Source organism: Streptomyces sp. VRA16 Mangrove soil (genome assembly GCF_017377775.1).
Classification (GTDB): Bacteria; Actinomycetota; Actinomycetes; order Streptomycetales; family Streptomycetaceae; genus Streptomyces.
Map to the genome: position 1 here is coordinate 57103 of NZ_JAFVLN010000016.1, position 13427 is coordinate 70529.

Here is a 13427-nt window from a genome sequence, read left to right on the forward strand (position 1 = left end):
GAGGTGTCGTCCCCCGGGTGACGCGCCACATATATCTGCGGTGACGCTACCGCGCGCCCGACTTTCCTGTCCCGGGGACCCCCGGCCCTTGCTGTCACTCATAGTAAGCCCACGGGCACGGACAGTGGCTAGGGGGTGTGCGGGCTCAATTGGAAAGAGCGGGCGCCGGGTTGACGTACCCAGGTGCCCACCGATCGAACCCCGATGGCGCTCCGGATCGACCGGATCAGACGAGGGCGGCGTCCACGAAGCACCAGCGCCAGCTCTCACCAGGCTCGAAGGTGCGCATGACCGGGTGACCGGTCTCCTTGTAGTGCTCCGTTCCGTGCTTGTACGGGGAGGAGTCGCAGCAGCCGACGTGGCCGCAGACCAGACACAGGCGCAGTTGCACAGGGTGACTGCCGACGGCCAGACATTCCAGACAGGTCTCGCTCAGCGGCGCGGGCTCGGGGTGCGGCAGCGCGTCGACGTGCAGGCACTCGTTCATGATGGCCAGGTTACGACGGGTGGCGTGATCACGTAGGGCGGAAGGCAGGTCATGGACGTATTGCCCCTGGTGGGACTGGTCGCGGCGAGTGCCGCGGTGGCGGGGGCGGCGCGCAGGACGCCGGTTCCGGCGCCGCTGCTGCTGGTCGCCGCGGGGCTCATGGCTTCTTATGTGCCGTGGATCCCCGAGTACACGCTCGATCCGCACATCGTGCTGCCGCTGATCCTGCCGCCGCTGCTGCACACGGCGGCCCTGGAGAGCTCGTACCTGGATCTGCGGGCCAACCTCAGGCCCGTGGCGCTGCTGTCCGTGGGCTACGTCCTGTTCGCCACGGTGGCGGTGGGCTGGCTCGCGTACGAGCTGATCCCGGACCTGCCGCTGACCGCCGCGCTCGTGCTCGGCGCGGTGATCGCGCCGCCCGACGCGGTGGCGGCGACGGCGATCGCCCGGCGCGTGGGGCTGCCCTCGCGGATCACCACGATCCTGCAGGGCGAGTCGCTGGTGAACGACGCGACCGCGATCACCGCCTACAAGGTGGCGCTCGCCGCCGCCGTGGGCGAGGGGGCCAGCTGGGCGGGCGGCATCCGGGAGTTCCTGGTGGCGGCCGTCGGCGGGGTCGGTGTCGGGCTGCTCCTGATGGTGCCGCTGCACTGGCTGCGCACGCATCTGAAGGAGGCGGTGCTGCAGAACACGCTGTCGCTGCTCATCCCGTTCGTCGCGTACGCCGCCGCGGAGCAGGTGGGCGCCTCCGGGGTGCTCGCCGTCGTCACCGTGGCGCTGTACCTCGGGCACCGGTCCTGGCAGGTCGACTTCGAGACGCGGCTCCAGGAGGCCGCGGTGTGGAAGGTCGTCGCGTTCATCCTGGAGTCGTCGGTCTTCGCGCTCATCGGGCTCCAGCTGCGATTCGTCCTCGAGGGGCTCGGCGAGTACAGCGTCGCGCAGGCCGTCTGGTACGCGGTCGGGGTCTTCTTCTTCGTGGTCGCGATGCGCTTCGTGTGGTCGTACCCGGCCACGTATCTGCCCTGGTGGCTGCTGCCGCGCGTCAGGGAGCGCGAGGACGACGTGGACTGGCGCAAGCCGCTCATCGTGAGCTGGGCCGGGATGCGCGGGGTGGTGTCGCTGGCCATCGCGTTCTCGATCCCGCTGGTGACGGAGAGCGGGGAGGACTTCCCCGCGCGGAACCTGGTGCTGTTCCTGACCTTCACGACGGTGATCGGGACGCTCGTCGTACAGGGGCTCTCGCTGCCGCCGCTGATCAAGGCGCTGAAGCTGCCGGGGCGCGATGTGCAGGCCGAGACGCTGGCCGAGGCGCAGGCGCAGAACGCGGCGTCGACGGCCGCGGAGGAGCGGGTGGACGCGTTGATGGAGGACGAGCGGAACTGTCTGCCGCAGGCGCTCCAGGACCGGCTGCACACCGTGCTCGAACGGCGGCGCAACTCCGTGTGGGAGCGGCTCGGGCATCCCAATCCGGTGACGGGGGAGTCCGCGGACGACACGTACCGGAGGCTTGCGCGGGAGGCGATCGCGGCGGAGCGGGAGGTGTTCGTGCGGATGCGTGATGAGCGGCGGATCGATGACGAGATGATGCGGACGCTGCTGCGCAAGCTGGATCTGGAGGAGGCCGCGGCTTATCGGGAGGTCGATGAGTGAGGGGCCGGGCTGGGGTGTGGCTCCGGGCTGGGGCTCGGGGGCCGGGCTGTGGCTCTGGGCTGTGCTTGCCGGGTGGGGTCGTGGGCGGGGGCCGGTTGTAGCGCCTGCCCGGCGCTGGGGTGCCGCCTTGCCCACCCTGCCGCCCTTGGCGGCAGATTGCCCAAGGCGGGTGGGGGTGACCGGTGGCGGATCGCCCATGGCGGGTGGGGTGGGCGGTGGATGGCCCATGGCGGGTGGGGTGGGCGGCAGATTGCCCGAGGCGGGTGGGGTGGGCTGTGACGGATTGCTCGGGGCGGCCGGGGTGGGTGGTGGGTTGTTCGAGGTGGGTGGGGCGGGTGGTCAAGGGGTGCCTGTGATGATGGCTGTCAGGGTGGTGGCTCGGGGGAACTCGCCGCGTTCCGTCAGTGTCAGCAGGGCGTACAGCATTTTGGCCACATAGAGGTGTTCCACCGGGACCGCGTGGCGCTGGGTGAAGTCGTCGGCGAACGACGTCAGTTCGGCGGGCACGCGCGCGTAGCCGCCGAAGTGGAAGCCGTCCAGGACCTGCCAGGTGCCGCGGACGCCGCCGAACGCCGCCTCCTGGAGCGCGCGGACCTCGGCCGTCAGGAAGCCGCCCTTGAGGACCGCGACGCCGAGCGCCCGCTGGCCGGGATCGAGGCCGACCGCGAGACCCGCGAGGGTGCCGCCCGTGCCGCAGGCGAGCGCCACGACGTCGCCCCGGCCCCGCAGCTCCTCGCCCAGGGCCGTACAGCCGCGTACGGCGAGGGAGTTGCTGCCCCCTTCGGGGATCACGTAGGCGTCGCGGGCGTCGGCCGCTTCGAGGAGCGCGGCCTGAGTGGCGGGCTCGTGCTTGTGCCGGTACGTCGATCTGTCGACGAAGTGCAGGCGCATACCGTCGGCCGCGCAGCGCGCCAGGGACGGGTTGAGCGGGCGGCCGGCCAGTTCGTTGCCGCGGACGATGCCGATCGTCGGGACGTTCAGGAGGCGGCCCGCCGCGGCCGTGGCCCGCAGATGGTTCGAGTAGGCGCCGCCGAACGTGACGAGGGGGCGGCCCGGCACCGCCGTCGCCGCCTCGATGTTCGGGGCGAGCTTGCGCCACTTGTTGCCGATGAGATCCGGGTGGATCAGATCGTCGCGTTTGAGGAGGAGGCGCACCCCGTGGCGGGCGAAGCGCTCGTCGTCGACCTCCGTCAGCGGGGAGGGGAGACGCGGGCGCAGGTCGGCGGTGAGCGGGCGGGTCACCCGGCCATTGTCGGACATGTGTCCGGGTGCCCGCGTGTCGCGCCTACTTGAGGCGTTCCCCGATCCGCTCGCGCAGCCACGCCATCGTGAAGCCCATCGGGTCGATCTTGCCCGGCTGCCACTCCAGGTGGCCGATCACCGAGCGCTCCGTCCACCCGTGGACCCGGCAGAGCGCCGCCGCCGCCTTCTCGATGGCCTCCAGCTGGGCCTCGGGCCACGGGTCCTTGCCGTCGCCGAGGTTCTCGCACTCGAAACCGTAGAAGCAGCGATTGCCGTCCGTGTTCGCCTCGTTGTCGTGCGGCAGCGCCTTCTCCGCGATCACCGCGCGCAGCACGTCGTCGTCACCGAGACCGGCGTGGTTCGCCCGGCCGTAGCCGACCAGGTGGACGCGGCCGTCCTTGGTGATCACTCCGTGGCAGAGCGGCCCCGGCAGGTCCGCGTGCCCGTCGCGGCAGATGCGGACGGTCGCTTCGCTGCCCTGTGTCACGGTGTGGTGGATCATCACGCCGTGCACCGGGCCCCAGGCGCCCTTGTGATTACGGTTGTGATGCCGCCAGTCGCCGACCTCGACCACCGTCAGGCCTTCCGCACGCAGAGCGTCGAGAAATCTGTCCGCGGACATGGGTGGGGCCATGGCCGTCTCCTTCACGGAGGGCGACGGCCGCCTGGCGCGCGCCGTCTCGTACCGCAGCTTGTACCCGGAACTGGCGCACAGGGACTACTCGTTCGTATTCCGTGCGAGCCGTTCCGGACAGCGGCGTACGGTGCGGCGCGGCGGCCGGCGCGCTCGCTCAGGCCCGCAGGAACGCGTCCCCGTTCGTGGCGATGTGAGCCTCCAGCGCGTGCAGTGCCTGCTGGGTGGCCTCCGGGCTGCCGCTGCCCGAGCGCTCCGCGTAGTACGCGGCGCCCAGCTTCTTCAGCAGGTCGCCGCCCGCGCGCTGCGCCTGCACCTCGTCCAGCTTCTGCTTGCCCTGCGTCAGCCCTCGCTGCGCCTGCTCCTTGGCCTTGTCCAGGAAGCCCGCCATGGTGGTCACCTTTTCTGTCGGAAGTCTCGGAAGTCTCGGAAGTCTCGGAAGTCTCGGAGGCCTCGGAGGTCTCGGGAGTACCGAAAGTCTCGGAAGCTGTTTCCCGATCAACGCGCGCCGGGATCTTCGAGTTCCGGAAATCGGTGCCGGAGGGCGACGAGGCGTACGAAAAGTGTGACCAATGCCCCGCGTCCGGGAGATCCATTCCCCCTCTTTTGTGTAATGGCGCCGCCACGAATCGTGCTGAAAGGCTTGCTCGCGCAGGTCAGTTCATGATCGGGAGGCATTGTCATGTCGGTAGGCGAAGAGGTCCGCGCGGAGCAGTCGGGCCCGGGGTCGCAGAAGAGCCTCGGTACATCCGCCGCGCGGAATCTGGCCACCACCACCAAGTCCGTCCCACAGATGCAGGAGATCAGCTCCCGCTGGCTGCTGCGGACGCTGCCATGGGTGGACATCCAGGGCGGCACGTACCGGGTGAACCGGAGGCTGAGCTACACGGTCGGAGACGGCCGCATCACGTTTGTGAAGACGGGGGACGACGTCCGGGTCATCCCGGCCGAGCTGGGGGAGCTGCCCGCGCTGCGGGACTTCGCGGACCAGGACGTCCTCGGCGAGCTGGCCGCACGCTGTACGCAGCGCGAGTACGCGCCGGGTGACGTGCTCACCTCGTTCGGCAGCCCCGCCGACGCGGTGTTCCTGCTCGCGCACGGCCGCGTCGAGAAGGTGGGCACGGGCCCGTACGGGGACGACGCGGTGCTCGGTGTGCTCGCCGACGGCGCGTACTTCGGCGACCAGGCGCTGCTCGACGCGGAGTCCATCTGGGAGTACACCACCCGCGCGGTCACCGCGTGCACCGTGCTCGCGCTGCCCCGCCAGGACCTGGAGCAGGTCGCCGAGCGCTCGGAGGCGCTCCGCACCCATCTGCAGCAGCTGCGCACCATGCCGGCGCAGCGGTCCAACAAGTACGGCGAGAAGGAGATCGACCTCTCCGCGGGACACGTCGGCGAGGCGGTCCTGCCGGGGACGTTCGTCGACTACGAGGCGGCGCCGCGCGAGTACGAGCTGAGCGTCGCGCAGACCGTGCTGCGCATCCACACGCGCGTGGCCGACCTCTACAACCAGCCGATGAACCAGACGGAGCATCAGCTGCGGCTCACCGTCGAGGCGTTGAAGGAGCGCCAGGAGTACGAGCTCGTCAACAACCGGGAGTTCGGCCTGCTCAACAACTGCGAGTACGACCAGCGGCTGCAGCCGCACGACGGCGTGCCCAGCCCCGACGACATGGACGAGCTGCTCAGCAGGCGGCGCGGCTCCAAGCTGTTCCTGGCGCACCCCAAGGCGATCGCGGCGTTCGGCCGTGAGTGCAACAAGCGGGGGCTGGTCCCCGAGAGCATCGACGTCGGCGGGCACCGCATCCCGGCCTGGCGCGGGGTGCCGATCTACCCGTGCGCCAAGATCCCGATCTCCGACGCGCGCACCACGTCCATCATCTGCATGCGTACCGGCGAGCAGGAGCAGGGCGTCATCGGTCTGCGGCAGTCCGGTATTCCGGACGAGATCGAGCCGAGCCTGTCGGTGCGGTTCATGGGCATCAGCGAGCAGGCGATCATCTCGTACCTGGTGACCACGTACTACTCGGCGGCGGTCCTGGTGCCCGACGCGCTGGGCGTCCTGGAGAACGTCGAGATCGGCCGGTGGCGGTGACGAACCGCCTTGGCATGTCGTGTCCCCGCCCACCCGGGCGGGTACACCGGAGGGGTACGCGCCCAGCTCCAGCGGATCCGCCACCGGCCGCACCCTCTCCCGTTCCGGGGTGAGCCCATGACACAGACGACGGAGACCGCGAGCACGGTGCAACCCTCTGAGGCCCACGAGGCGGAGGCGATCCTGGCGCAGGCCAGGACGTCGGTCGACCCCGCGCTGCGCGGGGCCGTCGAGGCCCTGCCCGGATCCATACGCCGCGTCGCCCTGTACCACTTCGGATGGGAGCACGCGGACGGCACACCGGCCGCGGGCCACGCGGGCAAGGCGGTCAGGCCCGCCCTGGTGCTCGCCGCGGCGCGGGCCCTGGGCGGGCGGACCGAGCGGGCGGTGCCGGCCGCGGCCGCCGTGGAGCTGACGCACAACTTCACCCTGCTGCACGACGACGTGATGGACCGGGACACCACCCGCAGGCACCGGCCCACCGCGTGGACCGTGTTCGGCGACGCGGACGCGATCCTCGCCGGTGACGCGCTGCAGGCCCAGGCGCAGCGGCTGCTCGCCGAGGACCGGCACCCGGCGGCGTCCGCCGCGGCGGCCCGGCTCGCCGCCTGCGTCGTGGAGCTGTGCGCGGGGCAGTCCATCGACGTGGCGCTGGAGCGGCGCGAGCCGACGCGGACCTCGCTGGAGGAGACCCTGGCGATGGCGGAGGCCAAGACCGGGGCGCTGCTCGGCTGCGCGTGCGCGATCGGGGGTCTCTACGCGGGCGCGGGGGAGGAGGAGGTCGCGGCGCTGGACGCGTTCGGGCGGGCGGCCGGCCTCGCCTTCCAGCTGATCGACGACGTGATCGGGATCTGGGGCGACCCGGTCCGCACCGGCAAACCGGCAGGCGCCGATCTCGCGGTGCGCAAGAAGTCCCTGCCGATCGTCGCGGCGCTGTCCTCGGGCGGGCCCGAGGCGCGGGACCTGGCCGCGCGGTACGGACCGCCGGGGCCGGGCAGGGAGGACCCGGCCGACCTGGAGGCGATCGCGCTCGCGGTCGAGCGGGCCGGGGGCCGCGACTGGGCGCAGGCCCAGGCGGCGGACCACATGGCCCGCGCGGTGGACGAACTGCAGCGGGCGGTACCGGAACCGGAGGCGGCCGACGGACTGCTGTCCCTGGCCGAGTTCGTGACCCGGCGCGGCTACTAGGGCGTGTGTCGAAAGACCCTCCCCCCCAGCTGCCACTGGGAGGTGCCCCCGGCCCCGCGACGGTTCACCGTGCCGGGCGCGCCCGGCACTCCTCCAGCCTCCGGCCGGGGGACCCCTGAGAGCACGCAGCACTCACCAGACGCCGCGAGGCCCGCGCTCCGGGCGGACGACGGGACTTTCGACACGCGCCCTGGACCGCTTCCTGGGGCTCCCGTCCGCCCCCGCCTGCCGTGCGATCCGTGCGCGGCGCCTGGCCCGTGCTCGTCCCGCATCGCTCCGCCTGATCGTTTAGGCTGCCAACGGCCAGGCGCAGTAAGCGAGTTGAGCAGAGGGTGGTCGGTCGTGGGTGTACGGATCCGGCGGGCGGAGCAGGGCGACAGAGAGCGCATAGTGCGGCTGCTCGACACCGCGTTCATGGACGACCCGGTCAGCGGCTGGGTCTTCCCCGGTGAGGAGTACCGGCGGGCCCGGCACGCGGGCCTGATGGGTGTGTTCACGGACGCGACGCTCGCCGAGGGGTACGCCGATCTGCTGGAGGACGGTTCGGCCGTCGCACTGTGGATGGACGTCCCGGACCACCCGCACGCCGACGCCGACCCGGACGCGGAGGAGAACGGCCCGGCCCAGGTGCGGGAGGCCGTCGACCCGGACAACGCGCGCATCGAGGAGATCGCCCGCACCCTGGACCGCACGCACCCGCAGGGCCGGGCCCACACCTACCTCTGGATGATCGGCGTCGCACCCGGACGCCAGGGCGAGGGGCTCGGTACGTCCCTGATGGCGCCGGTGCTCGAACGCTGCGACCGCGAGGGCCGCCCCGCCTACCTGGAGGCCAGCAGCGCCCGCAGCCGCGCCCTGTACGAACGCCTCGGCTTCGCCTTCACCGGCACGGCGATCGAGCTGCCGGACGGCCCCACCATGTGGCCCATGTGGCGGGAGCCGCAGGCGGGTTGACTCCGCCCGTCACGCCACCGGCCGGCCGGTGGCGCGTCACTCCCCGGGCAGGATCCGCTCCACCAGCCGGGCCACCACCCCGTCGGGCACGCTCGCCCCGGGGATCGCGCCGTCCAGCATCCCCGGCATCGTCAGGTGTTCCAGGATGAGCCCGAGCATGCCCAGATAGATCAGGGTGACCTCCTCGGCGCCGCCCGGCAGCCCGGCCCGGGTGTGGAAGGCGATGCCCTCGTCGAGATCGCCGCGCAGCGACGTCGTCAGGGACGCGCGCAGCTCCGGGCGGCGGCCGGCCTCAAGGCGCATCTCCAGCAGGGCGAGGAACCCGGTGCGGTCCCGCTGGGCGCGGCCCATGAGGTCGTGCATGAACGCGGTGACCAGGGCCCGGTCGCGCGGCCTGGCCAGCAGCTTCTCCACGGCGGCCGGGTCCGGCGCGAGCCGCTGGTGCAGCCGGGCGTCGATCTGGTGGAGCAGATCGTCGCGGTTGGCGAAGTAGTTCGACGACGTGCCCGTCGGCACGCCCGCCGCCGTGTCCACCGCGCGGAAGGTCAGCCCGCGGGCGCCCTCGGCCGCCAGCACCTCGACGCCCGCGTCCACGAGGGCCGCCCTGCGCTCCGGGTTCCGCACCATCCTCCGTACCTCCAGGAGCACTCGAAAACCTCTTGTAACCACTACGGGTGAAGCACTATAACTGAAGTGGTTGGGGGCGGGACGCCCCCACCTCCCCTGTCCCCTGCGGAATGAGACCAGCTTGCGCAAGCTCACGTACTTCGTGGCCGTGTCCATCTACGGCTTCATCGGAGACGAGACCGGCGACGGCACCATGTTCATGCCGTTCGTCGACGAAGAGTTCCTCGCGTACCTCACGAGCGAGTACCCCGACACCATCTCCGTCGAGGGCCGCAAGGCGCTCGGCCTCGAAGGCGTCCCGAACAAGAACTTCGACACCGTCCTCCAGGGCCGCCGCAGCTATCAGGTCGGCCTCGACCTCGGCATCACCAGCCCGTACGGGCACCTGCGCGAGTACGTCGCCACGCGCACCCTCGCCGAGTCGCCGGACCCGAACGTCGAGCTGATCCATGACGACGTCATCGGCAAGGTGCGCGAACTCAAGGCGGAGGAGGGCGAGTCGGGCATCTGGCTGTGCGGTGGCGCGCAGCTCGCCGGGCTGCTCGCCGACGAGATCGACGAGCTCGTGCTCAAGACGTACCCGGTCGTGTTCGGCGGCGGCATGCCGATGTTCGCCGGCCGCTCCTACGCCCTGGACCGGTTCGACCTGGCCGAACACCGGGTCTTCGGCAACGGCGTCACGGTCCGCCGCTTCACCAGGACGCGGTGACCCGGAAGCCCCGTAACGTGGGGGAATGATCGAACTGCTGCACATCACCGAGCGACGCCTGTGGGAGAGCGCCGAGGCCGCGGGGGAGTACGCGATGTCGACCCGCGGCAAGACGCTGGGCGACGTCGGCTTCATCCACCTCTCGTTCCCGCACCAGGTGCGCACGGTCGCGGAACTCCTGTACGGGACCGAGCCCGCCCCCGGCGAGCTCGTGGTCCTCGTCGTCGACCCGCGCCGCCTCGGTGGCGTCGAGGTGCGGGTCGAGGGGATGAAGCCCGGCGGCGAGCAGTTCCCGCACCTGTACGGCCCGCTCCCGGTGTCCGCGGTGACCGAGGTCCGCGACTGGCCGCGCCCCGAGGACCGTGGCCAGAAGGAGCGGATGCTCGCCGGTGACCTCTACCTGGCCGACGACCCCGAGTTGGAGGCGGACGCCCTGCGCGCCGCCGAACTGGGCGAGCGGTACAACGCGAGCAGCGTCACCGACCTGCCCGCCCGCCGGGCCCTGCTGCGTGAACTGCTCGGCGAGGTCGGCGAGGACGTCGTCGTGCGCCCGCCGCTGAGCGTCGACTACGGGCAGTACATCAGCATCGGGGCGCGCACCTTCGTCAACTGCGGTGCGGTGATGCTGGACGTCGCGCCGATCCGGATCGGGCAGGACGTGCAGATCGGGCCGAACGTCCAACTCCTCACGCCCACCCACCCGTTGGACCCCGAACCGCGCCGCGCCAAGTGGGAGGCGGCGCGGCCCGTCACCATCGGTGACAACGTCTGGCTGGGCGGCGGCGTCATCGTCTGCCCCGGCGTCACGATCGGGGCGAACACCGTCGTCGGCGCGGGCGCCGTCGTCACCCGCGACCTGCCGCCGGACGTGGTGGCGGTGGGCAGCCCCGCGCGGGTCGTCCGCCGGCTCGACACGGCGGACGTTCCCTGACGGCCGGGAGTCCGCTACGTTGCGGCATGTCACGGTCTGCCGCACCGGGGAGGTGCCGTACATGCCGGAACGCGAGAGCCTCTACGACCATGCGGGCGGTGCGCAGGCCCTGCACCGCCTGGAGGACGTCTTCTACGGGAAGGTGCTGGCCGACCCGCTGCTCAAGTCCCTCTTCCCGCACCGCCGTCCGCACCACGTCGAGCATCTGACCTGGTTCACGGCGGAGTCGCTCGGCGGGCCCGACCGGTTCACCCGGGAACTCGGCTTCCGGCACCTCATCGACGTGCACCGCGATCTCGCCATCACCGACGAACAGCGCGCGCGGTTCGCCGAGTTGTACGAGGCGGCGCTCGACGAGGCGGGACTCCCGGACGACGCGGCGTTCCGCGCGGCCGTCCGCTCCCACATCGACTTCGGCAGCCGCGTCGCCCAGCAGAACTCGCACGCCAGGAGCGAGGAGGAGCTGCACCCCTTGCGGGAGGTGCCCAAGTGGCAGTGGTGAGCGGCTAGGGCGGGTGCCGAAAGTCCCGCCTGCCCCGCGACGCCTGGCACGCACTCCCTAGTCCGCGGTGGCGGCCGCCCGTACGGAGTCCGCCATGGCCGTCACGAACGCCTCCCGCGTCGCCTCGTCGAGCAGATCGAGCGAGAGGTACGGGTTCAGGTCCTCCAGCTCCACGAGGAGCAGTTCGCCGTCCCGGGTGCGGCAGGCGTCGACGCGCTGGATGCCGTACGGGAGCGTGTTCCAGTCGATGAAGGAGCGGGCGAACTCCCGGTCCGCGTCGGTGACTTCGTACGGCCGCAGTTCCCAGCGGCGGGCCGGGTCCGGGGCGTACAGGGCGTACTGGAGATCGCCGTCGACGAAGTAGAAGGAGACCTCGTAGCGGAAGTCGATGTGCGGCTGGACCAACAGGCCGTCGGAGTACGGCAGTTCGGGGAGATCCGCCGGGGCGACGCGGCGCAGCCCTATCGAGTCCGCGCCCAGCTTCGGCTTCGCCACGTACCCGGGCGCCGCCGGCAGCCGGTCCAGGTCCTCGGGCCGGTCGACGGTCGGGATGACCGGGTACCCGGCCTCCGTCAGCTCCAGGAGGTACTGCTTGCCCGCCATGTCGGCCCGGCCGCACAGCGGGTTGTAGACGCGGGTGCCCGCTTCGAGCGCGCGGGCCCGGAACGCCTCGTACGCCTCCTGGTAGCCGAGCACCGGACCGCTGTTGCGCACCACGACCAGGTCGAAGGCGGCCATCAGCCCGGCCGCGTCCAGCGGGTGGCACAGGGCCAGGTCGAAGGAGGCGCGCAGCCGGGAGGTCAGGAAGATGTCCTCGTCGCAGTAGCGGCGGCCACGGGCCTCGTACGCGAGATCGGTGACGTACAGGACGCGGGGACGGTGGCTGCTGCGTGACACGGGTGGTGCTCCTGGGACGGGTGCGGACGTCCTTCCAGTCTCTCCCGTTCGGCCGGCGGCTGGTGCAATGGGACCCATGAGCTTCCTGGCCGTGACCGCGCACCCCACCCCGACCCGTGACCTGCTCGCCGCGGCCGCGGTCCGGCGCGGCATGGAGGTGGCGGAGCTCGCCGGGCGCGACGGGGCCGCCGCGCTGCGCGGGCGCACGGGCGGGCACTACTACGGCGGCCCGGCCCTCGCCTCGTACGTCGCCGCGGACCTGGGCGTCGCCCTGCTGGAGCCGACCGACACCTGGCTCACGGAGCTGCCGCAGGAGTTCACCGGCCGTGCCGTGCGGCAGTCCACTGTGGCCGGGGCCCGGCGACTGAGCGGGCCCGCCTTCGTGAAGCCCCCGACGGACAAGTCCTTCCCGGCCGCCGTCTACGCCGACGGTGGCGCGCTGCCGGCCGCAATCGCGCCGGACACCCCCGTGCAGATCGCCGAAGTCGTCGACTGGGCCGCCGAGTTCAGGCTCTTCGTGCTCGACGGCGCGGTGCGCACGGGATCGCAGTACGCCACGTACGGACGCCTCGACACCGCCCCGCTCGCCGGGCACCACCGCCGCGACGAGGCCCTCGACTTCGCCGGCCGGCTGCTCGCGGCGCACGCGCACACCCTGCCCGGCGCGGTCGTCCTCGACATCGGACTGCTGGGCGGCGACCGCGCGGGACGGTGGGGCGTCGTCGAGGCCAACATGGCCTGGTTCAGCACGGTGTACGCCGCCGACCCCGCGGCCGCGCTCGACGTGGTGCTGCGCGCCGCGGGCCCCGCGGACCGGCTGGCGGACCGGGACCGGCCGTTCCGCCGGGCGCGTCGAGACAGGCCGAAGGGGCCCGGCGGAGATTCCACCGGGCCCCTTCGGGATGCTCACCGACCTGCGGGGGTGCACCGCCCGCCGGTCGGGTACGAGCGAGCCTGACTCAGACGGTTCAGGCCTTCTTGGTCTCCCAGAAGATCTTGTCGATCTGGGCGATGTAGTCCAGCGCCTTCTGGCCCGTGGCCGGGTCCTTCGACGCCTTGGCGGCCGAGAGGGCCTTCAGGGTGTCGTTGACCAGCTGGTGCAGCTCCGGGTACTTCTCGAAGTGCGGGGGCTTGAAGTAGTCGCTCCACAGCACCGAGACGTGGTGCTTGGCGAGCTCGGCTCGCTGCTCCTTGATGACCGTGGCGCGCGCCTGGAAGTGGGCGTCGTCGTTGGCCGCCATCTTCTCCTGGACGGCCTTGACCGACTCGGCCTCGATGCGGGCCTGGGCCGGGTCGTACACGCCGCAGGGGAGGTCGCAGTGAGCGCTGGCCTTCACCTTGGGGGCGAACAGGCGGGAAAGCATGTAGCTGTTCCTTCCTCGTGATCGTCTTCTCAGGTGGGACATTACTCCGTGCAGGACGGGTTTTCTCGGGTGCCCCCGGGGGCTTAGGACAAAAGTCCGGGGTCACACTCGGACTGGTGGAGGATGGGACCGCGAGGGACCGGGGAG

15 protein-coding genes and 1 pseudogene are annotated in these 13427 nt (G+C 71.6%); 9 read left to right on the top strand and 7 right to left on the bottom strand.

Annotated features, from left to right (window positions below):
- Nucleotides 1–226: 226 nt before the first annotated feature.
- Nucleotides 227–487, bottom strand: coding sequence for a UBP-type zinc finger domain-containing protein (locus tag J3486_RS33370; RefSeq protein ID WP_207827274.1), 261 nt, complete (start codon nt 485–487; stop codon nt 227–229).
- A gap of 51 nt (nt 488–538) precedes the next feature.
- On the opposite strand from J3486_RS33370, the gene J3486_RS33375 reads away from it, so the two are divergent.
- A complete protein-coding gene (locus J3486_RS33375) occupies nt 539–2137 on the top strand; it encodes a Na+/H+ antiporter (RefSeq protein ID WP_207827276.1) in 1599 nt (532 codons plus the stop codon).
- Between the two features lie 339 nt (nt 2138–2476).
- Here J3486_RS33375 and J3486_RS33380 read toward each other — a convergent pair whose 3' ends face one another.
- The 3 genes from J3486_RS33380 to J3486_RS33390 all read right to left on the bottom strand — a co-directional run bounded on the left by J3486_RS33380 (nt 2477) and on the right by J3486_RS33390 (nt 4404).
- Complete coding sequence (locus J3486_RS33380; protein ID WP_207827278.1) at nt 2477–3397, bottom strand: 1-aminocyclopropane-1-carboxylate deaminase/D-cysteine desulfhydrase; 921 nt, start codon at nt 3395–3397, stop codon at nt 2477–2479.
- A 25-nt stretch (nt 3398–3422) separates the two neighbouring features.
- Nucleotides 3423–4013, bottom strand: a complete 591-nt coding sequence (locus tag J3486_RS33385) for an N-acetylmuramoyl-L-alanine amidase (RefSeq protein WP_207827280.1) — start codon at nt 4011–4013, stop codon at nt 3423–3425.
- A 157-nt stretch (nt 4014–4170) separates the two neighbouring features.
- Nucleotides 4171–4404 (bottom strand): hypothetical protein, encoded by a 234-nt coding sequence (locus J3486_RS33390; RefSeq protein ID WP_207827283.1) that lies wholly within the window; start codon nt 4402–4404, stop codon nt 4171–4173.
- Between the two features lie 291 nt (nt 4405–4695).
- Here J3486_RS33390 and J3486_RS33395 point away from each other — a divergent pair, with 291 nt between their 5' ends.
- The 3 genes from J3486_RS33395 to J3486_RS33405 all read left to right on the top strand — a co-directional run bounded on the left by J3486_RS33395 (nt 4696) and on the right by J3486_RS33405 (nt 8250).
- On the top strand, nt 4696–6108 hold the full coding sequence (locus J3486_RS33395; protein WP_207827287.1) for a family 2B encapsulin nanocompartment shell protein: 1413 nt from the start codon (nt 4696–4698) through the stop codon (nt 6106–6108).
- A gap of 117 nt (nt 6109–6225) precedes the next feature.
- Complete coding sequence (locus J3486_RS33400; protein ID WP_207827289.1) at nt 6226–7296, top strand: family 2 encapsulin nanocompartment cargo protein polyprenyl transferase; 1071 nt, start codon at nt 6226–6228, stop codon at nt 7294–7296.
- Nucleotides 7297–7638: 342 nt separating this feature from the next.
- Nucleotides 7639–8250 carry a GNAT family N-acetyltransferase gene (locus tag J3486_RS33405; RefSeq protein WP_207827291.1) on the top strand — a complete coding sequence of 204 codons (612 nt, stop codon included), beginning with the start codon at nt 7639–7641 and terminating at the stop codon, nt 8248–8250.
- Between the two features lie 36 nt (nt 8251–8286).
- Here the strand turns inward: J3486_RS33405 and J3486_RS33410 are convergent, their stop codons facing one another.
- On the bottom strand, nt 8287–8877 hold the full coding sequence (locus tag J3486_RS33410) for a TetR/AcrR family transcriptional regulator (protein ID WP_207827293.1): 591 nt from the start codon (nt 8875–8877) through the stop codon (nt 8287–8289).
- 121 nt (nt 8878–8998) lie between these two features.
- Here J3486_RS33410 and J3486_RS33415 point away from each other — a divergent pair, with 121 nt between their 5' ends.
- The 4 genes and pseudogenes from J3486_RS33415 (at nt 8999) to J3486_RS33430 (ending at nt 11019) form a co-directional block, all read left to right on the top strand.
- The gene (locus J3486_RS33415) at nt 8999–9586 is read left to right on the top strand and encodes a dihydrofolate reductase family protein (protein WP_207827295.1); all 588 of its coding nucleotides are present in this window, start codon (nt 8999–9001) and stop codon (nt 9584–9586) included.
- 25 nt (nt 9587–9611) lie between these two features.
- A pseudogene (locus tag J3486_RS33420) lies at nt 9612–9911 on the top strand (DUF952 domain-containing protein); the annotation flags it as partial.
- Between the two features lie 54 nt (nt 9912–9965).
- Nucleotides 9966–10517 (top strand): sugar O-acetyltransferase, encoded by a 552-nt coding sequence (locus J3486_RS33425; protein WP_207827584.1) that lies wholly within the window; start codon nt 9966–9968, stop codon nt 10515–10517.
- Between the two features lie 61 nt (nt 10518–10578).
- A complete protein-coding gene (locus tag J3486_RS33430) occupies nt 10579–11019 on the top strand; it encodes a group II truncated hemoglobin (RefSeq protein WP_207827297.1) in 441 nt (146 codons plus the stop codon).
- 57 nt (nt 11020–11076) lie between these two features.
- Here J3486_RS33430 and J3486_RS33435 read toward each other — a convergent pair whose 3' ends face one another.
- Complete coding sequence (locus J3486_RS33435) at nt 11077–11916, bottom strand: hypothetical protein (protein WP_207827299.1); 840 nt, start codon at nt 11914–11916, stop codon at nt 11077–11079.
- 67 nt (nt 11917–11983) lie between these two features.
- Between J3486_RS33435 and J3486_RS33440 the strand changes: the two genes are divergently transcribed.
- Nucleotides 11984–12874, top strand: coding sequence for an ATP-grasp domain-containing protein (locus tag J3486_RS33440; RefSeq protein ID WP_207827301.1), 891 nt, complete (start codon nt 11984–11986; stop codon nt 12872–12874).
- A gap of 10 nt (nt 12875–12884) precedes the next feature.
- Here the strand turns inward: J3486_RS33440 and sodN are convergent, their stop codons facing one another.
- The gene (gene sodN / locus J3486_RS33445) at nt 12885–13280 is read right to left on the bottom strand and encodes a superoxide dismutase, Ni (protein WP_207827303.1); all 396 of its coding nucleotides are present in this window, start codon (nt 13278–13280) and stop codon (nt 12885–12887) included.
- Nucleotides 13281–13427: the final 147 nt, after the last annotated feature.

Excerpts from the sequence above, each read along its gene's own strand:
- J3486_RS33395 (WP_207827287.1), top strand. The coding sequence starts at position 4,696 with ATGTCGGTAGGCGAAGAGGTCCGCGCGGAGCAGTCGGGCCCGGGGTCG.
- J3486_RS33430 (WP_207827297.1), top strand. The coding sequence starts at position 10,579 with ATGCCGGAACGCGAGAGCCTCTACGACCATGCGGGCGGTGCGCAGGCC.
- J3486_RS33410 (WP_207827293.1), bottom strand. The coding sequence starts at position 8,877 with ATGGTGCGGAACCCGGAGCGCAGGGCGGCCCTCGTGGACGCGGGCGTC.
- J3486_RS33375 (WP_207827276.1), top strand. The coding sequence starts at position 539 with ATGGACGTATTGCCCCTGGTGGGACTGGTCGCGGCGAGTGCCGCGGTG.
- J3486_RS33380 (WP_207827278.1), bottom strand. The coding sequence starts at position 3,397 with ATGTCCGACAATGGCCGGGTGACCCGCCCGCTCACCGCCGACCTGCGC.
- sodN (WP_207827303.1), bottom strand. The coding sequence starts at position 13,280 with ATGCTTTCCCGCCTGTTCGCCCCCAAGGTGAAGGCCAGCGCTCACTGC.
- J3486_RS33400 (WP_207827289.1), top strand. The coding sequence starts at position 6,226 with ATGACACAGACGACGGAGACCGCGAGCACGGTGCAACCCTCTGAGGCC.
- J3486_RS33390 (WP_207827283.1), bottom strand. The coding sequence starts at position 4,404 with ATGGCGGGCTTCCTGGACAAGGCCAAGGAGCAGGCGCAGCGAGGGCTG.
- J3486_RS33425 (WP_207827584.1), top strand. The coding sequence starts at position 9,966 with ATGCTCGCCGGTGACCTCTACCTGGCCGACGACCCCGAGTTGGAGGCG.
- J3486_RS33370 (WP_207827274.1), bottom strand. The coding sequence starts at position 487 with ATGAACGAGTGCCTGCACGTCGACGCGCTGCCGCACCCCGAGCCCGCG.
- J3486_RS33440 (WP_207827301.1), top strand. The coding sequence starts at position 11,984 with ATGGGACCCATGAGCTTCCTGGCCGTGACCGCGCACCCCACCCCGACC.
- J3486_RS33385 (WP_207827280.1), bottom strand. The coding sequence starts at position 4,013 with ATGGCCCCACCCATGTCCGCGGACAGATTTCTCGACGCTCTGCGTGCG.